The sequence below is a fragment of the Saccharopolyspora sp. NPDC049426 genome (assembly GCF_040676935.1).
Lineage (GTDB): Bacteria > Actinomycetota > Actinomycetes > Mycobacteriales > Pseudonocardiaceae > Saccharopolyspora.
Map to the genome: position 1 here is coordinate 134,043 of NZ_JBFAPZ010000003.1, position 19,885 is coordinate 153,927.

At 70.7% G+C, this 19,885-nt stretch carries 17 protein-coding genes and 2 pseudogenes; 14 read left to right on the top strand and 5 right to left on the bottom strand.

Going from position 1 to position 19,885, the window contains the following annotated elements; translation table 11 throughout:
- Positions 1 to 54: 54 nt before the first annotated feature.
- The 11 genes from AB0J78_RS06765 (at position 55) to AB0J78_RS06815 (ending at position 10,314) form a co-directional block, all read left to right on the top strand.
- Positions 55 to 987, top strand: coding sequence for a CoA-transferase (locus AB0J78_RS06765; protein WP_363787682.1), 933 nt, complete (start codon positions 55 to 57; stop codon positions 985 to 987).
- A complete protein-coding gene (locus AB0J78_RS06770; protein ID WP_363787683.1) occupies positions 984 to 1,793 on the top strand; it encodes a CoA-transferase in 810 nt (269 codons plus the stop codon). Before AB0J78_RS06765 ends, AB0J78_RS06770 begins: the two co-directional genes overlap by 4 nt.
- The gene (locus tag AB0J78_RS06775; RefSeq protein ID WP_363787684.1) at positions 1,790 to 3,175 is read left to right on the top strand and encodes an MFS transporter; all 1,386 of its coding nucleotides are present in this window, start codon (positions 1,790 to 1,792) and stop codon (positions 3,173 to 3,175) included. The genes AB0J78_RS06770 and AB0J78_RS06775 overlap by 4 nt, the downstream gene beginning before the upstream one ends.
- Positions 3,172 to 4,446, top strand: a complete 1,275-nt coding sequence (locus AB0J78_RS06780; protein ID WP_363787685.1) for a CoA transferase — start codon at positions 3,172 to 3,174, stop codon at positions 4,444 to 4,446. Before AB0J78_RS06775 ends, AB0J78_RS06780 begins: the two co-directional genes overlap by 4 nt.
- A complete protein-coding gene (locus AB0J78_RS06785) occupies positions 4,443 to 5,297 on the top strand; it encodes a CoA ester lyase (protein WP_363787686.1) in 855 nt (284 codons plus the stop codon). The genes AB0J78_RS06780 and AB0J78_RS06785 overlap by 4 nt, the downstream gene beginning before the upstream one ends.
- Complete coding sequence (locus tag AB0J78_RS06790) at positions 5,294 to 5,425, top strand: hypothetical protein (RefSeq protein WP_363787687.1); 132 nt, start codon at positions 5,294 to 5,296, stop codon at positions 5,423 to 5,425. Before AB0J78_RS06785 ends, AB0J78_RS06790 begins: the two co-directional genes overlap by 4 nt.
- Positions 5,425 to 6,162, top strand: a complete 738-nt coding sequence (gene fabG, locus AB0J78_RS06795) for a 3-oxoacyl-ACP reductase FabG (protein ID WP_363787688.1) — start codon at positions 5,425 to 5,427, stop codon at positions 6,160 to 6,162. The genes AB0J78_RS06790 and fabG overlap by 1 nt, the downstream gene beginning before the upstream one ends.
- On the top strand, positions 6,159 to 7,076 hold the full coding sequence (locus tag AB0J78_RS06800; protein ID WP_363787689.1) for a MaoC family dehydratase N-terminal domain-containing protein: 918 nt from the start codon (positions 6,159 to 6,161) through the stop codon (positions 7,074 to 7,076). Before fabG ends, AB0J78_RS06800 begins: the two co-directional genes overlap by 4 nt.
- Positions 7,073 to 8,296: an acetyl-CoA C-acetyltransferase gene (locus tag AB0J78_RS06805; protein ID WP_363787691.1), complete on the top strand. Its 1,224-nt coding sequence runs from the start codon at positions 7,073 to 7,075 to the stop codon at positions 8,294 to 8,296. The genes AB0J78_RS06800 and AB0J78_RS06805 overlap by 4 nt, the downstream gene beginning before the upstream one ends.
- Positions 8,296 to 8,754, top strand: a complete 459-nt coding sequence (locus AB0J78_RS06810; protein ID WP_363787692.1) for a MaoC family dehydratase — start codon at positions 8,296 to 8,298, stop codon at positions 8,752 to 8,754. The genes AB0J78_RS06805 and AB0J78_RS06810 overlap by 1 nt, the downstream gene beginning before the upstream one ends.
- A gap of 222 nt (positions 8,755 to 8,976) precedes the next feature.
- Entirely contained in the window at positions 8,977 to 10,314 is a 1,338-nt protein-coding gene (locus tag AB0J78_RS06815; RefSeq protein WP_363787693.1) for an MFS transporter, read from the top strand.
- A gap of 97 nt (positions 10,315 to 10,411) precedes the next feature.
- On the opposite strand, the gene AB0J78_RS06820 is transcribed toward AB0J78_RS06815, so the two are convergent.
- Positions 10,412 to 11,602 carry an acyl-CoA dehydrogenase family protein gene (locus AB0J78_RS06820; protein ID WP_363787694.1) on the bottom strand — a complete coding sequence of 397 codons (1,191 nt, stop codon included), beginning with the start codon at positions 11,600 to 11,602 and terminating at the stop codon, positions 10,412 to 10,414.
- Positions 11,603 to 11,972: 370 nt separating this feature from the next.
- On the opposite strand from AB0J78_RS06820, the pseudogene AB0J78_RS06825 reads away from it, so the two are divergent.
- Positions 11,973 to 12,160 (top strand): annotated as a pseudogene (locus AB0J78_RS06825) (3-isopropylmalate dehydratase small subunit); the annotation flags it as partial.
- Between the two features lie 165 nt (positions 12,161 to 12,325).
- Positions 12,326 to 13,999 carry a dihydroxy-acid dehydratase gene (gene ilvD / locus AB0J78_RS06830; RefSeq protein ID WP_363787695.1) on the top strand — a complete coding sequence of 558 codons (1,674 nt, stop codon included), beginning with the start codon at positions 12,326 to 12,328 and terminating at the stop codon, positions 13,997 to 13,999.
- A gap of 35 nt (positions 14,000 to 14,034) precedes the next feature.
- Here ilvD and AB0J78_RS06835 read toward each other — a convergent pair whose 3' ends face one another.
- Both AB0J78_RS06835 and AB0J78_RS06840 read right to left on the bottom strand, forming a co-directional pair.
- The gene (locus tag AB0J78_RS06835) at positions 14,035 to 15,192 is read right to left on the bottom strand and encodes an MFS transporter (protein WP_363787696.1); all 1,158 of its coding nucleotides are present in this window, start codon (positions 15,190 to 15,192) and stop codon (positions 14,035 to 14,037) included.
- Between the two features lie 39 nt (positions 15,193 to 15,231).
- Positions 15,232 to 17,328: an acetate--CoA ligase family protein gene (locus tag AB0J78_RS06840; RefSeq protein WP_363787697.1), complete on the bottom strand. Its 2,097-nt coding sequence runs from the start codon at positions 17,326 to 17,328 to the stop codon at positions 15,232 to 15,234.
- Between the two features lie 100 nt (positions 17,329 to 17,428).
- Between AB0J78_RS06840 and AB0J78_RS06845 the strand changes: the two genes are divergently transcribed.
- Positions 17,429 to 18,334 (top strand): acyl-CoA thioesterase domain-containing protein, encoded by a 906-nt coding sequence (locus tag AB0J78_RS06845; RefSeq protein ID WP_363787698.1) that lies wholly within the window; start codon positions 17,429 to 17,431, stop codon positions 18,332 to 18,334.
- A 142-nt stretch (positions 18,335 to 18,476) separates the two neighbouring features.
- Here the strand turns inward: AB0J78_RS06845 and AB0J78_RS06850 are convergent.
- Positions 18,477 to 18,680, bottom strand: a pseudogene (locus AB0J78_RS06850) (3-hydroxyacyl-CoA dehydrogenase NAD-binding domain-containing protein); the annotation flags it as partial.
- A gap of 3 nt (positions 18,681 to 18,683) precedes the next feature.
- Positions 18,684 to 19,853, bottom strand: coding sequence for an acyl-CoA dehydrogenase (locus AB0J78_RS06855; protein WP_363787699.1), 1,170 nt, complete (start codon positions 19,851 to 19,853; stop codon positions 18,684 to 18,686).
- Positions 19,854 to 19,885: the final 32 nt, after the last annotated feature.

Below are 19,885 nucleotides of genomic sequence, written 5' to 3' on the forward strand. Positions count from 1 at the left end.
CGCACGAACGGCGGCAGATTGGGGCCGTCCGACCCTGCGACGCGAGGAGCCCCGATGCCAGCCCCAGACAAGGTCACCGACCTGCCGGCGGCCGTGGCCGTGCACGTCGAGAACGGGATGACCGTCGCGTTGGAGGGCTTCGGGCACCTCATCCCCTTCGCGGCCGGCCACGAGATCATCCGCCAGGGCATCGCGGACCTCACCTTCTGCCGGATGACCCCGGACCTGCTGGCCGACCAGATGATCGCCGCCGGATGCGTCCGCCGGCTGATCGCGTCGTTCTTCGCGAGCGGTTCGGCCGGGTCGTTGCACGAGGTGCGCCGACGCGTCGAGCGCTCCGACCCGGCGCCGCTCGAGGTCGAGGAGTACAGCCACTACGGCATGGTGTGCCGCTACCAGGCCGGCGCGGCCGGGCTGCCGTTCCTCCCGCTCCGCTCCTACGCGGGCAGCGACCTCCCCCGGCTCAACCCGATGATCCGCAAGGTCGCCGACCCGTACGGCGGCCCCGACATCTACGTCGTCCCCGCCCTGCGGCCGGACGTGACGATCGTGCACGCCCAGCGCGCCGACCGCTCCGGCAACGTCCAGATGTGGGGCATCACCGGGGCGCAGCAGGAGGCCGCCTACGCCGCGCGAGCGGTGATCGCCACGGTCGAGGAGATCGTCGACGAGGAGGTGGTCCGCTCCGACCCCAACCGCACCGTCCTGCCCTCGCACGCCGTGTCGGCCGTGGTCGAGTGCCCCGGTGGTGCCCACCCGTCGTACGCGCAGGGCCACTACGACCGCGACAACGCCTTCTACCGCGAGTGGACGCCGATCAGCAGGGACCGCGACGCACTTGTGCAGTGGCTCGACGAGTGGGTGCACCGGGTGCCCGACCGGGCGGCGTACCTGGCGAAGCTGGGCTCCGAGCGGTGGGAGAGCGTGCGCGTCGCCCCCCGACCCTCGCAGCCCGTGGACTTCGGCCGCCGGCGGGTGATCGCATGAGCAGTCGCGCCGAATCCGTTCCCGGCGAGGTGCTGTCGGACGTCGCTCCCTCCACCACCGAGTTCCTCGCCGCCGTCGCGGCGCGGCAACTCGTCGGCAGGCACCGCGTCTTCGCCGGGGTCGGCCTGCCGACGCTCGCGGTCGAGCTGGCCCGCCGGACCACCAACCCGGACGTCGAGCTGGTCTACGAATCCGGCATCTGCGGCGCCCAGCCGGAGGGCCTGGCCGAGGGCATCGCCGATTCGGTGCTCGTCTCCGGGGCGGCGGCCGCGCTCGGCATGCCGGCGCTGTTCGGCTACGTCCTCCAGGGCGGCCACGTCGACGTCGGCTTCCTCGGCGCGGCGCAGGTCGACCGGTGGGGCAGCCTCAACACCAGCTTCATCGGCGACTGGGACCAGCCCACCGTGCGGCTGCCCGGAGCCGGCGGAGCCGCCGAGATCATGCCCAACGCCGCCGAGTGCATCGTGGTGCTCCGCCGCCACGACCCCGGCTCGCTCCCGGCGCAGCTGGACTTCTGCACGTCCCCCAGCCCCGCCCGAGCGCACGCCGAGGATCCTCGGATGGTGCCGCCGGGGCACGGCGTCTCGACGGTCATCACTCCGATGGCCGTGCTGCACCGCCCCGACAAGCTCGGCGAACTGGTCATCAGCGAGGTCCACCCCGGCCACACCGCGGAGGAAGTGCGCGAGGCCACCGGCTGGAACATCCCGGTCGCCGACGACGTGCGGGAGACCCGGCGCCCCACGGCCGAAGAGGTCCGGCTCCTGCGGGAAGAGATCGACACGGTCCGGCTCTACCTGCGATGAACCACGTCGCTGCTGCTCCCGACCCGCCGCGCGCGGCGTACGCCGCGCTGCTCGCCTGCACGACGCTGGGCACGTTGGCGAGCACGATCATCAGCGCACCGATCAACGTCATCGCCCACGCGATCGGTGCCTCGCCGCGCGGGATCGTCCTCGCGGTCAGCGCATTCACGCTCGCGATGGTGCTCTGCGCACCGCTGTCGGGGTGGATGTGCCAGCGGTTCGGCTCGCGGCAGGTGCTGGGCTGGTCGCTGTTGCTGATGGTGGCCGCCCAGGCGGGCGCGGCGTTCAGCCAGGACTTGGCGTTCCTCGTCGTGATGCGCGCCCTGCAGGGCGTCGCCTGCTCCGCCGTCCCGCCCGCGGTGCAGCAGGTGCTCGGTCGCCACTGGGCTCGGCACCGGGCCCGGGCGATGGCGGGCTGGGCCGCCGCCATGGGGGTGGGCCAGTCCCTCGGCCCGCCGCTCGGCGGGCTGGTCGCCGACGCGCTCGGGTGGCGGTGGGTCTTCCTCACCCACGCGGCGCTCAGCCTCGTGCTGCTGGTGCTCTGCCTGACGGTCGTGCCGGCGGTCGCCGGCGCTTCGGCACCGCTGCACGCGTCCGGGATGGCCACCTTGACGATCGGCATCGGCTCCCTCGTGGGCGCCGTGAGCTGGCTCGGCCAGCACGGATCCCCCTGGGCGGCGGTCGGTTTCGCCGCCGTGGGCGTGCTCGCGCTGGTGTGGCACCGCCGACTCGGCCGCACCGAGGCCGGTCCGTTCATCCCCGCCGGTCTGGTCGCCGAGCGCCGGTACGTCGCCAGCACCGCCGCCGCCTGCGCGGTCATGAGCTGTCTGGGCGTGGCCATCGTGGCCACTCCGCTGCACCTCGGCCGCGACCTGGGTCTGGGGCCGGGCGCGATCGGTGCGGTCATGCTGACGCTCGCCCTGGCCATGACCCTGGCCGCGCCCCTGTCCTCCCGGATCACCGAGCGGTTCTCGGCCGAGCGCAGCCTGCTCGGCGGATTGCTGCTCCTCGGAGCCGGTTTCGTCGCCCTCCTCCTCGTCGTCGAAGCGGTGCCGCACGACCTCGCCGTACCGGCCGCGGTCGTCGCGCTGGCCCTGACCGGCTCGGCGATCGGAGTCGTGCAGGCGGCGGCCGGGCACGGCCTGATGACCTCCCCCGCCGCCGGGAGCGGCGTCGCGCTCGGCCTGCACAACACGCTCCGGTTCGCCGGCCTGGCCGTCGGCTACTCCTGGGTGGCGATCGCCTACCCGACCGGGCTGCTCGCCCTCGTCTACGGCGTGCCGGTCGTCCTCGTCGCCGGGACCTCGCTCTTGGCCCGCAACCGCATTCGGGCCGCGTCCGCCGAACCCGTTTCGCCCACTTCCGAAAGGCTGATCCAATGACCCCCTCTGAGACGTCCTCGCCGTCGACCGCGCCGGGGGCCGGCCCGCTGGCCGGGCTCCGGGTGGTCGAGGTTTCGAGCTTCGTCGCCACTCCCCTGTGCGGCACCGTGCTGGCGCAGCTGGGCGCCGAGGTCATCCGCGTCGAGCCCGTCGAAGGCGCTCCGGACCGGACCCGTTGGCCGCTCACCGACGAGGGCGTCAGCCTCTACTGGAACGGCCTCAACCCGGGCAAGAAGGCGATCGCCGTCGACCTCACCCGGCCCGAGGGGCGCGAACTCGTGTCCGACCTGGTCGTCTCGGGCGGCTCTTCGGGCGGCATCCTCGTCACCAACAGCGAGCGCTGGCCGGAGTTCGGGTACCAGGCGTTGCGGACGCGTCGCTCCGACGTCATCCACGCGCTGCTCACCGGACGGCACGACGGCGGCACCGCCGTCGATTACACCGTCCAGGCGGCCAGCGGTTTCCCCCTGGTCACCGGTCCCGAGGACCACGACGGCCCGGTCAACAGCCTGGTCCCCGCCTGGGATCTCACCGCCGGTTTCCACCTCGCCACGGGACTGCTCGCCGCCGAACGACGGCGGATGCTCACCGGTGCGGGCTCCGAGGTCCGAGTCGCCCTCGAAGACGTCGCCCTCGCAGGCGCGGGGAACCTGGGCTACCTCGCCGAGGCGCAGCTCCAGCCGTCCGTGCGGCGCGAGCCGACCGGCAACTACGTCTACGGCACGTTCGGCCGCGACTTCACCACCGCCGACGGCGACCGGTTCATGATCGTGGCCCTGACCCGGCGCCAGTGGCACGACCTGCTCCGGATCACCGGTCTCGAAGACGCCGTGTCAGCGCTCGCCCGGGCGCTGGGGGCGGACTTCTCCGACGAAGGGCAGCGCTACCGGCACCGCACCGTGCTCGCGGGCCTGGTCGCCGCGTGGTTCGAGCAGCATCCGACGGCGCACGTGACCGAGGCCCTCGCCGACACCCGCATCCTGTGGTCGCCGTACCGCACCTTCAACGACCTGGCCGCCGACGACGCCCGGTTGCTGCGCGAGCACCCGCTCTTCTCCGCTGTGGACCAGCCGGGGGTCGGCCGCCTCGTCGCACCCGGATCGCCCCTGGTCGTCGACGGTCGGCGGACCACCCCGGAACCGGCACCCCTCGTCGGGCAGGACACCGGCTCAGTGCTCGCCGACGCTCTCGGCCTCGACGCGGACGCGCTCACCGACCTCGCCGAACGCGGCGTGATCGCCACCACCGACGAACGGGCGGTGCAACGATGAGCGCGCTCGCGACCGCCGAAACAGCGGGAACCTGGCTCTTCGCTCCCGGGGACCGCCCGGAGCGCTTCTCCAAGGCCGCTGCCGCCCGAGCCGACCTGGTCGTGCTCGACCTCGAGGACGCCGTCGCACCCACCCGCAAGCCGGAAGCACGCCGCAACGTCGTCGACTGGTTGTCCGGTCACGACGCACCTTGTGCCGTCCGGGTCAACGCGGTCGGCACACCCTGGTACGAGGACGACGTCGCGGCCCTCGCCGAAGCCCGGCCGGTCGTCGTCATGGCACCCAAGTCCGAGAACACCGGAGCCACGACCGAACTCGTCGGCGCACTGCCGGTCGGGTCGGCCGTCGTCGCGCTCATCGAGTCGGCTCTCGGCGTCAACCGCGCTCAGGACCTCGCCGAGATCGACGGCGTCGTGCGGCTCGCCCTCGGCACCTACGATCTCGCGGCCCAGCTCGGTGTGGACCCCGATCACGCGCCGGCGCTGGCCGCGGCGCGCGCGTCGCTGGTGCTGGCCTCGGCGGCCGCGGGGCTGCCCGGTCCGGTGGACGGCGTCACCGGCGATGTCCACGACGCGCAGCGGTTGTCCGACGACGTGACGGCAGCGGCCGCTGTCGGCTTCACCGGCAAGCTCTGCATCCATCCCGCCCAGGTCGTGCCCGCGGCAGCGGCTCTGGCGCCCACGCCCACCGAGATCGACTGGTCGCACCGGGTCCTCGCCGCCGCAGCCGAGGCGGATGCGGCCGGCGAAGGAGTCGTCCTCGTGGACGGCCGCATGGTCGACGCACCCGTCATCGCCCGCGCCCGACGAATCACGTCTTGCGCGTCCGCGAGTCTCAGGAGCACCCCATGAACAGCCTCGCGCCCGATGAACAGGATGCGGTCGTCGGCGAGGGCACCAACGAAATCCAGAAGAACGTGATCGCAAGTCAGATGGTGGCCCGCGACCGGACCGCGACGAGCAACGAGCGGAGCAGCTGATGGCACTTCTCGACGACAAGACGGCATTGATCACCGGCGGAGCCCAGGGCATCGGCCTGGCCATCGCGGAGCGCTTCGCGGCCGAGGGCGCCCGCGTCGTGATCGCCGACCTGGACGGGGGCGCCGCCGACGCGGCGGCCAAGGGACTCGACCCGGACAACGTCCTCGGCGTGGCGTGCGACGTGGTGTCGGCCGCCGACGTGGAACGGGCGCTGGAAACGGCCCGCAGCACCTTCGGCTCCTTGGACGTCGTCGTCAACAACGCGGGCATCACGCGCGACGCGACCATGCGCACGATGAGCGAGGAGCAGTTCGACCAGGTGATCGCCGTGCACCTGAAGGGTTGCTGGAACGGCACCCGGCTGGCCTCGGCCCGGATGCGGGAGCAGAAGTCCGGCGCGATCGTCAACATCTCGTCCCTGTCCGGCAAGGTCGGCATGGTCGGTCAGACCAACTACTCGGCCGCCAAGGCGGGGATCGTCGGCATGACCAAGGCGGCCGCCAAGGAGATGGCCCACCACGGCGTCCGCGTCAACGCCATCCAGCCCGGCCTGATCCGCTCGGCGATGACCGAGGCCATGCCCGCGAAGGCGTGGGACCAGAAGATGGCCGAGATCCCGATGGCCCGCCCTGGTGAACCGGCCGAAGTGGCGAACGTGGCTCTCTTCTACGCCTCGTCGCTGTCGTCCTACATGACCGGCACCGTGGCCGAGGTGACCGGCGGGCGGTTCATGTGAGCGAGGAGCACGAGCCCGCGGTCTACCGGGGCTGGACCGCGCACGAGACGACCGCGGTTGAAACGCTGGACCCGTCACCGGTCGCCGCTCTCGGGGCGCTGCTGAACAGCGACGCACCCGTGCCCGGTACCGGTGATGTGCTCCCTCCGCTGTGGCACTGGGTGGCGCTCCCGCGATGGCCCTCCTCGTCGACCATCGGCGCGGACGGGCACCCGCTGCGCGGAGATTTCCTGCCACCGGTCGACCTCCCACGCCGGATGTTCGCCGGCGGAGAGGTCACGCTGCACGGCGACCTGCGAGTGGGCACGCAGGTGATCCGGGAGGCACGAGTCGACTCGGTCGAGAAAAAAACCGGCAAGAGCGGGCCCCTGGTGATCGTCCGGGTCGGAATCCGCCTCCGCGATCCCGACGGCGAGCTGCTGCTCGAGGAACGGCAGAACCTCGTTTACCGCGAGGCCGCCCCCGCACACGCGCCGGAGGACCTTCCCGATCCCACCGTCCCGGCCACCGGAGTGCCGGTCGGCGCACCGCTCGTCCCCGAAGACGGGGACTGGCGCTTCCGGACCGACCCGACCCTGCTGATGCGGTTCAGCGCCGCAACCGCCAACCCGCACCGGATCCACTACGACTGGCCCTACACCACCCGCGTCGAGGGCTATCCCGGACTCGTCGTGCACGGCCCGCTCTCGACCCTCGTGCTCGCCGAGTGCCTCCGCCTGGAGCACCCGGACCGCTCGGTGCGGCACCTGGCCCACCGCAACACAGCTCCGTTGTTCTGCGGCGAGAACGCCCACGCGAACGTGGCGCTCGCCGCCGATGACCGCGCCGAGGTCCGCCTGGGCAAGGGCGACAGCACGCTCCTCGTCCTCTCGGCCGACCTCGCACTCGACACCCCGAAAGGCACCCGACGATGAACCACAACGCGCGCGAAGTCGTGATCTGCGAGCCCGTCCGAACCCCGATCGGACGCTACGGCGGCATGTTCAAGGACGTCAGCCCAGTGGACCTGGGCGTGGCCGCGCTGAAGGGGCTGCTGTCGCGCACCGGCGTCGAACCCGACCGCATCGACGACGTCATCCTGGGGCACTGCTACCCCACCGCCGAGGCACCCGCCATCGGACGCGTCGTCGGCCTCGACGCCGGGCTCCCGGTGACCGTCGGCGGTCAGCAGGTGGACCGCCGCTGCGGCTCCGGTCTCCAGGCCGTCATCAACGCCGTCATGCAGGTCGCCGGCGGCGCGAGCGAGGTCGTCGTCGCCGGTGGCGCCGAGTCGATGAGCAACGTGCCCTTCTACTCCCTCGACATGCGGTGGGGCGGTGCCCGGACCGGAGTGCGGATCCACGACGGCCTGACCCGCGGCCGGCAGACCCCCGGCGGCCGCTTCCACCCGGTTCCCGGCGGCATGCTGGAGACCGCGGAGAACCTGCGCAGGGAGCACGCGATCAGCCGCGAGGACCAGGACCGCCTCGCGGTCAGCTCCCACCAGCGCGCGGTGGCCGCCCAGGAATCGGGCATCCTCGCCGAGGAGATCGTCCCGGTGACCGTGCCTTCCAGGAAGGGCGAGGTGGTCGTCGACACCGACGAGCACCCCCGCGCCGACACCTCGCTGGAGTCGCTGGCGCGGTTGCGCCCGATCCTGTCCGCAGACGACCCCGAGGCCACGGTCACCGCGGGCAACGCCAGCGGCCAGAACGACGCCGCGGCGATGTGCCTGGTCACGACCGCGGACACGGCCGAGGAATTGGGGCTGCGACCGCTGGTGCGGCTGGTGAGCTGGTCGTCCGCCGGTGTGCGCCCGGACGTCATGGGGATCGGACCGGTCCCGGCGACCGAGGCGGCTCTGGCCCGCGCCGGGCTCTCCCTGGCCGACATGGGGGTGATCGAGCTCAACGAGGCGTTCGCCGTCCAGGCCCTGGCCGTGATGCGGGAGTGGAAGTTCACCGACGCCGACCACGAACGCACCAACGTGCACGGCTCCGGAATCTCGCTCGGCCACCCCGTGGGCGCCACGGGCGCGCGGATGCTCGGAACCCTCGCGCGTGAGCTCCACCGCCGCGAGGCGCGCTACGGCCTCGAGACCATGTGCATCGGAGGCGGTCAGGGGCTGGCCGCCGTCTTCGAGCGGATCGCCTGATGCCGCCGCGCGTGTTCGCCGACGTCGCCGCGATCGAGGCGGCCATCGGGGAAGACCTGGGCACCACGGAATGGACGGAGATCACTCAGTCCACTGTGGATCTGTTCGCAGACGTCACCGGGGACCACCAGTGGATCCACGTCGACGTCGAGAAAGCGGCGACGTCTGCGTTCGGCGGCACCATCGCCCACGGCTACCTCACGCTGGCCATGCTGCCCGCGTTCGCCGCCCGGCTCTACGCGATCGAGACCGGCTCCGCCCGCCTGAACTACGGGCTCGGCAAGGTGCGGTTCCCCGCCCCCGTGCCCGTGGGGTCGAAGGTCCGCGCCACGCCCCGCATCCAAGAGGTCCGGCACGTGCCAGCCGGGAGCCAGGTGATCGTGAGGTGGACCGTCGAAGCCGACGGCGTCGAGCGGCCGGTCTGCGTGGCCGAAAGCATCACGCTCATCGTTCCCTGACCGGAGAACCGTCCGACCTCGGCGCCGCCGACGCGAAACAACCGCTCGGCGGCGCCTTTTCGGCTGCCCTCAGGCAGCACCGACTATTGCCGGTTCGGATATCAATCACGTCCACATTCGGTCTTGGACAGGCAACAAGGGCGCCTTTAGCGTGAGTGCGGTCACAGGCCGCCCACGCCGCGCAGAGGCATTCCCCCTGATCCATCCTGAGGAGCAGTCCCCATGTCCACAGCACCCCAGCTCGACGAGCGGATGGCGCGAAAAGCCGGTATCGCCGCCTTCGTCGGCACCACCATCGAGTGGTACGACTTCTACATCTACGGCACGGCCTCCGCTCTCGTGTTCGGTCCGCTGTTCTTCAGCAACGCCGACCCCGCCGTCGCGGTGCTGCTCTCGTTCGGCACCTTCGCCGTCGGCTTCCTGACCCGGCCCCTCGGTGGCGCCGTGTTCGGACACCTCGGCGACCGCATCGGCCGCAAGCGCGCGCTGATCTCCACCCTCCTGCTCATGGGCATCACCACCGTCGGGGTGGGCCTGCTCCCGACCTACGCCACCCTCGGCGCCGCGGCGCCCGTCCTGCTGATCGCGCTCCGCATGCTGCAAGGCCTGGCCGTCGGCGGCGAGTGGGGTGGCGCCGTGCTGATCGCCACCGAGCACACCCGATCCGATCGCGGATTCCTCTTCGGCGCCTTCGCGCAGCAGGGTTCACCGGCCGGGCGGATCCTCGCCACCCTGGGATTCCTGGCGGTGACCGGCCTGCTGCCGGAGGACGCGCTGCTGGAATGGGCGTGGCGCCTGCCCTTCCTCGCCTCCGCGCTGCTGGTCGTCGTCGGCCTGATCATCCGGCTCAAGCTCGAGGAATCGCCCGCGATCAAACAGCTGCACGAGCGCAACGAGGTCGTCAAGGTCCCGGTCGTCGAGGTCTTCCGCAGCAACTTCCGCGAGCTCGTGCTCGGCATCTTCGGCATCCTGTGCGTCTTCGTGGTCGTCTACGCCCGAGACACCTTCGCCCTCGCGTGGGCCACGAAGTCCCTCGACTTCTCCAAGGACTCCTTCCTCAGCATCATCCTGATCGCCAGCGTGGTGCAGTTCTTCGTCCAGCCCTTCGGCGCCATCCTCACCACCCGCTGGAGCCCTCGCGCGCTGGTCACACTGCTGCTCGGCCTCGAAATCCCGGCACTCGCCCTGATGTTCGTTCTGATCGGCACCGGCAACTGGACGCTCGCGATGATCGGCGCCGTCCTGGCGACGATCCCCGACGTGATGTTCTACGCGATCATGGCGGGCATGTTGGCCCAGAGCTTCCCCGCCCGGGTCCGCTACACCGGCATCTCGCTGACCTACGGCCTCTCGGGCGCCCTGTGCGGCACCACCCCGCTGATCCTGCAGTGGCTGCACAGCGGCTCCGGCAGCATGGTGCTCCCGGTGGCCTTCGGCATCGTGACCACCGCGATCTCGTTGGTGTGCTCCCGCGCCCTGCTCGGTCGACCCGCGGCCGAGCAGACGCCGACCTCCGATCAGGCGGCTGTTCCCGGGGACACCACCACTCCCACCCGCTGATCCGCCTCGCCCGGCACCTGCTCGCGGTGCCGGGCGAGGTTCCTCGAGCGCTCGGGCGGCGGCCACCCGGCAGGTGACCGCCGCCCGGGCCCGGCTCTCACTGCTCGTACTCCTCCAGCAAGCGCCGACCGATGATCATCTTCTGGATGTCCGAGGTCCCCTCACCGATCAGCATGAACGCGGACTCGCGGTAGAGGCGCTCGATCTCGTACTCCTTGGCGTAGCCGTAACCGCCGTGGATCCGGAACGACGCCTCGACGACCTCGTTGCAGTACTCCGAGGCGAGCATCTTCGCCATGCCGGCCTCGACATCCATCCGCCGGCCGGAGTCCTTCATCCGAGCCGCGCGCACCATCATGGTGTGGGCAGCCTCGACCTTGGTGGCCATCTCGGCCAGGCGGAAGAGCACGGCCTGGTGCGCAGCGATCGGCTTGCCGAACGTCTCGCGCTGCTGCGAGTAGGCGATCCCGAGCTCGAATGCCCGGTGGGCGATGCCGCACGCGCGAGCCGCGACGTTGACGCGACCGACCTCGACGCCGTCCATCATCTGGTAGAAGCCGTTGCCGGGCTCTCCGCCGAGGATCCGCTCGGCCGAGATCTGGTGGCCCTCGAACACCATCTCGGTGGTGTCGATGCCCTTGTAGCCCATCTTGTCGATCTTGCCGGGCACCGTGATGCCCTGCGCCACCTCGCCGAAACCGGGCTCCTTCTCGACCAGGAAGGTCGTCATGTTCCTGTAGACCGACTCGGCCCCCTCGTCGGTCTTGCACAGCACCGCGACCAGGCTGGACGAGCCGCCATTGGTCAACCACATCTTCTGGCCGGTGATCTCGTACCCGGCAGAGCTGCGGGTGGCCTTGGTCTTGACCGCGGAGACGTCCGAGCCCAGTCCCGGCTCCGACATCGAGAACGCGCCGCGCAGCTCGCCTACCGCCATCCGGGGCAGGTACCTGCGCTTCTGCTCCTCGGTGCCATGCTTCATCAGCATGTGGGCCACGATGAAATGGGTGTTGATGACGCCGGAGACGCTCATCCAGCCGCGCGCGATCTCCTCCACGCACAACGCGTAAGTCAGCAGCGATTCACCCAGCCCGTCGTACTCCTCGGGGATCGTCAGACCGAAGACGCCCAACTCCTTGAGCCCCTCGACGATCTCGGTCGGGTACTCGTCGGCGTGCTCGAGCTCAGTGGCGACCGGGAGGATCTTCTCCTCCACGAACCTGCGCACCGCCTTGAGGATCTCGCTCTGCTCCTCGCTCAAGCCCTCGGTCTCGCACAGCCGACTCATAGCCATCCTTCCTCTGGTCCGGCCTTGGAATCCCCGGGCTTCACTCATCGCACCTGAGGCCGACCGGTCATCCCCCAGCATCACCTGGCCCTTCTCCACCGTCCAATACCTGATCCCGACAGCATTGATGACCCGTCGCGCAATAGTCGCCCGCAGACCCCGAGGGCATCGATCAGTTGAGGATGACCGGAGGAAGTCGTGCCAAATACCCAGGAACAATTCCGGGCCGCACCCGCGAATCGACCAACGACCACTGTGGACTCCACTGATGCTGACACACATCATTCAGCACTAAAGGCGTTGGGCCAACGTCATCAGGCCGTCACAGCAGCGGTAATCAGCAACTGATGTGCAGTTGTCGCGGTGCGAGGACTTCGGGACCGGCTCATCCCGCGAGGCCGCGGTCTGGGCGTTGCAGTGCTACGGGTTCCGGGCTGTGATCCTCCGCGCTTCGGCGACATCTTCCGCGGCAACGCGCTGCAGCGCGGACTGCTGGCGGTCGCGCTGCCGATGGAGTCCGTCGAGGCCCTGTGGGAGCTCGTGGAGCGCGCGCCGGGCGTCGTGAGCCGCACCATCCGAGGAAGCCCGCTCCAGGCCCGGCCATGCACCTCCGAGAACGCGACGGACATTCAGGGGCGAAATCGGCGCGGGAGACGTGCCTGCACGCCTGAGGACTGACATCGTGAGCCTTGTGGTCCCGTTCTCCCCAGCCGAGGAGGCATGATGTCCGATATCGAGCGTCGCTCCCGCCAGGTCACCGACGGCATCGAACGCACCGCCGCCCGCGGCATGCTCCGCGCCGTCGGGATGCGCGACGACGACCTGGTCAAGCCGCAGATCGGTATCGCGTCGAGCTGGAACGAGATCACCCCCTGCAACCTGTCCCTGCAGCGCTTGGCGCAGGCGGCGAAGGAGGGCGTGCACCACGCGGGCGGATTCCCGATGGAGTTCGGCACGATCTCGGTCTCCGACGGCATCTCCATGGGCCACGTCGGCATGCACTACTCGCTGGTCAGCCGCGAAATCATCGCCGACTCGGTGGAGACGGTCGTCGAGGCCGAACGGCTCGACGGCACCATCCTGCTCGCCGGCTGCGACAAGTCCCTGCCCGGCATGCTCATGGCCGCGGCCCGACTCGACCTGGCCGGAGTCTTCGTCTACGCCGGAACGATCCTGCCCGGGCACGTCGACGGCCGCGAGGTCAACATCGCCGATGCGTTCGAGGCCGTCGGGGCCTGCAACCGCGGGCTGATCACCCGCGAGGAGCTCACCGAGATCGAGCGCGCCATCTGCCCGGGCGAGGGCGCCTGCGCCGGCATGTACACGGCGAACACGATGGCCAGCGCCGCCGAGGCGCTGGGCATGGCCCTGCCGGGTTCGGCCAGCCCGCCCGCCGTCGACCGGCGGCGCGACGGCATCGCTCGCGCCTCGGGCGAGGCGGTGATCGGGATGCTGGAAAAGCGGATCACCGCGCGGCAGATCCTGACCCGCGAGGCGTTCGAGAACGCGATCGCCGTCGTCCTGGCCTTCGGCGGGTCGACCAACGCCGTCCTGCACCTGCTCGCGATCGCCAACGAGGCGCAGGTGCCGCTGACCCTCGACGACTTCAACCGCATCGGCGAGCGCGTCCCGCACCTGGCCGACGTCAAGCCCTTCGGCGCGCACGTGATGAGCACCGTCGACCAGGTCGGCGGCGTGCCCGTGGTGATGAAGGCCCTGCTCGACGCAGGCCTCCTGCACGGCGACGCCCTCACCTGCACCGGCCGCACCGTCGCCGACAACCTCGCCGAGATCGACCCGCCAGACCTCGACGGGACCGTGATCCACGCGATGAACGACCCCATCCACCCGACCGGCGGCATCACCATCCTGCGCGGCTCACTGGCCCCGGAGGGCGCCGTGGTCAAGTCCGCGGGCTTCGACGCCGCCGAATTCCGCGGCCGCGCCAGGGTGTTCGATGGCGAGCAAGGGGCCCTCGACGCCGTCACCAACGAGACCATCGTCGCCGGCGACGTCGTGGTGATCCGGTACGAGGGCCCGCGCGGTGGACCCGGAATGCGGGAGATGCTCGCCGTGACCGGGATGATCAAGGGCGCCGGGCTGGGCAAAGACGTGCTGCTGATCACCGACGGCCGCTTCTCCGGAGCGACAACCGGCTTGTGCATCGGCCACGTCGCGCCGGAAGCGGCCGACGGCGGCACCATCGCGCTGGTGCAGGACGGCGACCCGATCGTGCTCAACATGGCCACCAAGACCCTCGACCTCGACGTCCCGCAGGAAGAACTGGAAAAGCGGCGCAACGACTGGACCCCGCGCACCCCGCCCCACCGCACGGGGGTGCTGGCGAAGTACTCGAAGCTGGTCGGCTCCGCGGCAAACGGAGCGATCTGCACCTGAGCAGTAGTCCGCAACGACATGCCATCGGAGTGGCGTCAGTCGCGTGGTCGCCGGGCCATGACGCTGCCCGCCGCTCCGAGCAGGAGTGCCGCGTTCGCCCAGAAGACACCGACCACGCCGACCGGGCCGAGAACGGCACCGACCAGCAACGGCAGCGTCACCTGCGCCAACCGGTTGAAGGTCAGGCGCAGCCCGAGAGCCGCACCGTGTGACGACGGCGGGGTCAGCGACGTCACCCACGCCATCGTCAGCGGTTGCGGCAGGCCCAGCGCGATACCCAGACCGACCATCACCGGAACCGCACCCCACGCCCCCACCAGCGGCAGGCCACCCAGTGCGGCGGCGCCGGCGAGTACCGAAGCGGCGATCAGCGGCAGCCGCCCGAAGCGGACCACCAGCCGGGACAGACCTATCCGGGTGACGAGCGAGACCGCCGCGCGCAGAGCGAGGAGCAACCCAACGGCCCGGGGATCCACGCCCTGCTCGACCGCCCAGACCGGGATGAACGCGTAGAGCAGGTCGAGCGTGACCAGCACCGCGCCGCTCACCACGAGCGACCGCCACATGCCCGGGAGGAGCAGCAGCCCCCTCGTCCCGGGTCGCTCGCCCGCCGAAGAGGGACGCTGCGACCGCAGTGCGCGGTCGGTGCGCAGGAGCTGCGGCGTCAACGGCAGCGCCAGCACGAGGAACAGCAGACACGCCACCAGCCCGCCGCCGGTTCCGGTGGCCGCACCGGTTTCCACGGTCAGCACCGCCGTCACCACCGGTGGCCCGATCATCTGCCCGATCGAGGACGCAGCCGTCAAGGTTCCGAACGCGGCGTCGCTACCGGCGCCGACGTGGGCGATGAACGTCTGCTGCCCCACCATGAGTAGTTGCTGGCCCAGGCCCATCACGACCGCACCGGCCAGCAGCGTCGCCAGCCCGTCATCGAGCAGGGCCACGATCGCTCCGGTCCCGCTCAGCAGCAGCCCGACGGCTGCGACGCCGGCGCCGCCGAGGCGGTCCGTCATCTTCCCCGCCGGGATCGAAGCCACCAACGCGGGCGCCGCGAACGCCGTCGCGAGCAGGCCCAGGAACTCCGGGCCGCCACCGGCCTCCAGCGCGCGGTAGCCGACGACGACCCGGATGCCGAGCCAGAACGCCTGCCCGCACGTCGCCTGCACGACGAGTGCGACGGGCCAGGCGGTCACGAGCGGAGCTCGAACCCGCCCACGGGCGTCCGCAACGCCTCACGCACGGTCGGTTCCCTTGACGCAGCGGACGAGGGCGTCGAGGGCGACGACGCCGTCGGTGCGCACGCGCACCGGGTTGGCCTCGGCCTCGATCACGGACGGCTGCTCGACGGCGAGCCGGGACAAGGCGACGATGGCGTCGGCGAGCGCGTCCAGATCGCCTGGACTCGCGCCCCGGTACCCGGTGAGGACCTTCAAGCCGGTCACTTCGCCGATCATCGCGTGCGCGGTCTCGCGATCGACGGGAGCGAGCCGCACGGCGCTGTCGTCGTAGATCTCCGCTGTGACTCCGCCGGTCGACAGCACCACGACAGGGCCGACGTCGGCGCTGCGGCGATACCCGATCAGCACCTCACCGACGCCGGGGTCGGCCATCGGCTGCACCAGCACGCGGTCGACGTTGATGCCGGCCTTCTGCGCGACTTCCTCGACGATCGTGCGGGCCGCGTCGCGCAGCCCCTCGGCGTCGGTCACGCCGAGCACGACTCCGCCGGCGTCGGTCTTGTGCGCGAGCTGGTCGGACAGAGCCTTGACCACGACCGGGTAGGCGAACGGCAGCGCGACGTCCTCGCCCAGCGAGGCGGTTTTCAGCGCCATCGCGGGCAGCGTCGGCATGCCGATGGAGGCCAGGAGCTCGGCGGAATCCTGCTCGTCGAGCAGCTCGGGCGTGCCGCCCGGTAGCCCGCTGACCGACTCCGGCACGATCCTCGCCGACTGCCGCGAGAACGCGGCTGCGATCGCGTCCGCGCAGGATTCCGGGGTGCGAAACGCCGGCACCCCGGAGGAAGCGAGGATGGTGGCGGCCTCCGGGGCCTCGGGCAGGGCGAACCCGACAACCGGGACCGCGTGCCCACCGCGCTCGGCGAGCGCCTGCACCGCCAGCTCAGGGTTCAGCCGCGCGGAAGAACCGATCACGAACAGCACGAGGTCGAACTCGCCGGAGTCCTGCAACTCCCGCAGCGCGGCCGAAACCACGTCGTGCCTGGCGCCGGCGAGGCCGAGATCGGCGATCAGGCTGTGCGGGATCGGTGCTCCGGCATCAGCCATGCGCTCGACCAGCTCGTGGCTGGGACCGCGCACGGACAGACCGCGCAACGCGAGTTGATCCACCATGATCGCGGCACCACCACCCGTGGTCGTGACGACGCCGACCCGGGGCCTGGCCGGACCGTCGGCCGGGACCCGTTCGAGCAGGGCGGGTGCCTCGCAGAGTCCTTCGAAGGTCGAGACCCGGGCGAAACCGCATGCGCGGAAGAATGCTTCGGCCTCGCTGTCCTCACCTGCCAAAGCTCCGGTGTGCGAGACCGTGAGGGCGCGCGCCTCGTCGGAGCGGCCGAGCTTGTAGACAGCGACGGGCTTGCCCGCGCGGTGCGCTGCGGCCGCGAATTCGGCGAGGTCCCCGGCGTGCCGCAGGGATTCCAGGAATAGCGCGTAGGAGGTGATCGCCGGGTCGTCCAGCGTTGCCGAGCAGATCTCCCCCAGGGACAGGTCTGCCTCTCCTCCGGTGGAGACCAGGCCGGCGAATCCGATCCCGCGTTCGCGCGCCCGGGACACGAGCGCGCCGATCAGGCTGCCGGACTGCGAGGCGACGAAGATCCCGCCGGTGGGCGTGTCCGGCTCGCCGAACGCGGCGTTTCCGGTGAGCATCACCCCGCTGCGCGGATTGACCACGCCGAGGCTGGACGGGCCGACCACCCGGGTCGGGCCCTGCGCCGCGGCAGCGCGCAAACGATCCTCACGGGCCTGGCCCTGCTCCCCTTCCTCGGCGAACCCGGACGACAACACGGTCACGACCGGCACACCGAGACGAGATGCCTCGGCCACGGCGTCCACAGCCGCCTCGGCACCGGTCATCACGTAGACGTGGTCGGGCACGCCGGGCAGCGCGGACAGGCTCGGGTATGCCTTCTCGCCCTGCACCGTCTCCCGGCTGGGGTTGATGAACCAGGCGGTTCCCGTGAACCCCGCCGCGGCGAGGAAGCGCTGGGGACGGCCAGTGGTCTTCCTCGGGTCGTCGGAGGCCCCCACGATCGCGACCGATTCGGGGTGCAGCAGCGGTGCGGCCAGCGCCGTCACGTTCGGGTTCTGAGGCATCGGCTCTCCTGACTGAATGCGGAACGTTCCAACCGGACGGGTCAACTTCACTTCTGACCTACTCGATACTCTATAGAGTATTCCCTGTAGTGTCTGCGTCGTGGACCACATCAACACCGAATTCGCCGACGGGCCCCGCCACGGTGACGAGACCTCTCTGCCCGGCGTGGTCAACCGGACCCCGCTCGCCGATCGGATCAAGCTCCGCTCGGAGGGCGCGCGATTCGTCGGTCTCCCCACCGCCGGGTTCGACCAACGCGTCTTCGGCGGTCATCTGCTCGCCCAACTCGTGCTCGCCGCCGCGCAAGCGTCCGCAGACCGGCACGTCGAATCCCTGCACGTCCAGTTCCTCCGCCCGGGACGTCCCCGCGAGCCGATCTCCTATCCGGTCCGAACGATCCGCACAGGCCGCAGCCGCACGGTGCTCGCAGTCAGCGCCGAGCAGGCCGGGCGCGAGCTCGTCACCGGATTCGTCTCGATGGGTCCTGGCGAACCGAGTCCTCCCACCGGTTCGATCCGGCCGCCGCAGGTGCCCGACCCCGAATCCCTTCCCTCGCTGCCGCAGCGCAGGGCGGCCGGTCTGCCCGCGGACGGCGTGCGGCTTCCTCCGCACGGCGATTGGCGCACCGCCTCCCGCCCACTGGACGTGCGCCCGGTGAACGACCCTTCCGACGACGCGAGCGCGCCGCGCTGCTTGTGGCTGCGCGCCGAAGCGGTGCCGGACGCCGACGACAACCTGCAGCGCGCGGTGCTCGCGTTCGCCTCGGACCGCTCACTGGTGCCGGTGATCGCCCGCGCCCGCGGTGAACGGGCCGACCTGCACCGGCCCGCGGTCAGCGCGGACCACGCGATGTGGTTCCACGCCGACCTCGAACCAGGCGCCTGGATCCTCTACGTGCAGGACTGCCCGGCCGCCGGCGAGCGCAGCGGGCTGGCCCGGGGATCGCTGTTCGATCGAGACGGCCGAATCGTGGCCTCGGTCGCCCAGCACGCGGTGCTGCTCTGACGGCCGGGCACCTGGCACGTCCTCCGAGGCTTTCCGGGAAGCCGTAGCCCAACGTCATCAGGGCATCGATGTCCCCGGGTCTGGCCGCGATCCCCTCCGCGAGCACGAGGGCCGCCTCGTTCGCCGCCGCCGTGAGCACCCTCTCCGGATCGGGTGCGGCCGCGGCCAGTTCGTCGATGTCGTGGTAGGAGGTGTTGGTCGTCAACGGCACGTCCGGCCGAACGACACCGGCGGCCTCGAGCACGGCGATCTTGACGTCGGGATACTCGAAGACCGCCTCCACCACCAGGTCCACGTCGGCGAACGATCCGACCGCGGACCCGGTGCGCAACCCGTCCCGATTCATCGGTCACGACGTCGCCCGCTGCGGGAACCGCCGACCGAAGATCTCCTCCGCGATGCGGTTCTTCATCATCTCCAACGACCCGCCCGCGATCATCCAACCGCGGGTCCGGCGCTGGCAGTACTCCACGAGCGACTCGGTGCTGTAGCCGAGCGCCCCCATCATCTGCATCGCCGCATCGGCCGCCTTGAAACCGGCGGTGTTGGCGGCGTACTTCGCGACGGTGGTCTCGTACGCGGAGGGCATCCCGTCCTCAGCATTGGCCACCGCCCGGGCGAGCAGCGCGTCGGCCGAGTCCAAAGCAACCGCGGCTTCTGCGAAAGCCCACTGCACACCTTGGAACTCGTTGAGCGTGCGGCCGAACTGGGTGCGCTGGGAGACGTGCTCGCGGGCGAGGTTGAACGCGAGCCTGCCCAACGCCAGCGATCGGGAGGCGTTGCCGATTCGCTCGACGTTGAAGCCGCTCATCTGCTTCTTGAAACCACCCGGGCCCAGCAGGATCCGCGACTTCGGGATCCGGCAGTCCTCGAAGTAGAGCTGGGCCCAGGTCTCGCCGCTCATGTAAGCCGACGGCGTACCGACCTCGAGACCGGGATCGCCGCGTTCCACCAGCACCGAACCGATGTTGCGCGTGCCGGGTCCGAAGCGCACGTAGACCAGGTACAACGTCGCATCCACGCTGTGGGTGCCCCAGATCTTGGTGCCGTTGACGATGAGGTCGTCACCGTCCTCGACGGCACTGGTGATCAGCTCGGTCGCCGCCGAGCCGGCTTCGGGCTCGCTCATGCCGAGTGAGAGGAGACCTCGACCGGCGAGAAGGTCCGGGAGGTACGCCGCCTTCTGCTCCGGGGTACCGAACTGGGCGAAGGTGCGGATGGCGCCGAAGTTGCCCGCCTGCAGGATGTCCGCGCTCTTCGGGCAGTGCTGGGCCACCGCTTGGATCACCGCCACCGCGGTGGCCAACCCGGCTCCCTGCCCGCCGTCGTGCTCGGAGATCGTCAGTCCCAACAGGCCCTGCTCCCCCAGCTGGGCTGCGATGTCCCAGGGGTAGCTCGGGTCGTGTGCCCGTTCCAGCGCGCCTGGAGCCAGGTGTCGTGCGGCGAACGCGTTGACCGATTCGAGCAGTTCGTTGCGTGCGAGGTCGTCATCGGCCGAGCGGTCGAGGGTCGAAGTCATGCGGGAGTTTCCTTGTCTCTTCGAACGGTACT

Excerpts from the sequence above, each read along its gene's own strand:
- AB0J78_RS06765 (WP_363787682.1), top strand. The coding sequence starts at position 55 with ATGCCAGCCCCAGACAAGGTCACCGACCTGCCGGCGGCCGTGGCCGTG.
- AB0J78_RS06770 (WP_363787683.1), top strand. The coding sequence starts at position 984 with ATGAGCAGTCGCGCCGAATCCGTTCCCGGCGAGGTGCTGTCGGACGTC.
- AB0J78_RS06775 (WP_363787684.1), top strand. The coding sequence starts at position 1,790 with ATGAACCACGTCGCTGCTGCTCCCGACCCGCCGCGCGCGGCGTACGCC.
- AB0J78_RS06780 (WP_363787685.1), top strand. The coding sequence starts at position 3,172 with ATGACCCCCTCTGAGACGTCCTCGCCGTCGACCGCGCCGGGGGCCGGC.
- AB0J78_RS06785 (WP_363787686.1), top strand. The coding sequence starts at position 4,443 with ATGAGCGCGCTCGCGACCGCCGAAACAGCGGGAACCTGGCTCTTCGCT.
- AB0J78_RS06790 (WP_363787687.1), top strand. The coding sequence starts at position 5,294 with ATGAACAGCCTCGCGCCCGATGAACAGGATGCGGTCGTCGGCGAGGGC.
- fabG (WP_363787688.1), top strand. The coding sequence starts at position 5,425 with ATGGCACTTCTCGACGACAAGACGGCATTGATCACCGGCGGAGCCCAG.
- AB0J78_RS06805 (WP_363787691.1), top strand. The coding sequence starts at position 7,073 with ATGAACCACAACGCGCGCGAAGTCGTGATCTGCGAGCCCGTCCGAACC.
- AB0J78_RS06810 (WP_363787692.1), top strand. The coding sequence starts at position 8,296 with ATGCCGCCGCGCGTGTTCGCCGACGTCGCCGCGATCGAGGCGGCCATC.
- AB0J78_RS06815 (WP_363787693.1), top strand. The coding sequence starts at position 8,977 with ATGTCCACAGCACCCCAGCTCGACGAGCGGATGGCGCGAAAAGCCGGT.
- AB0J78_RS06820 (WP_363787694.1), bottom strand. The coding sequence starts at position 11,602 with ATGAGTCGGCTGTGCGAGACCGAGGGCTTGAGCGAGGAGCAGAGCGAG.
- ilvD (WP_363787695.1), top strand. The coding sequence starts at position 12,326 with ATGTCCGATATCGAGCGTCGCTCCCGCCAGGTCACCGACGGCATCGAA.
- AB0J78_RS06840 (WP_363787697.1), bottom strand. The coding sequence starts at position 17,328 with ATGCCTCAGAACCCGAACGTGACGGCGCTGGCCGCACCGCTGCTGCAC.
- AB0J78_RS06855 (WP_363787699.1), bottom strand. The coding sequence starts at position 19,853 with ATGACTTCGACCCTCGACCGCTCGGCCGATGACGACCTCGCACGCAAC.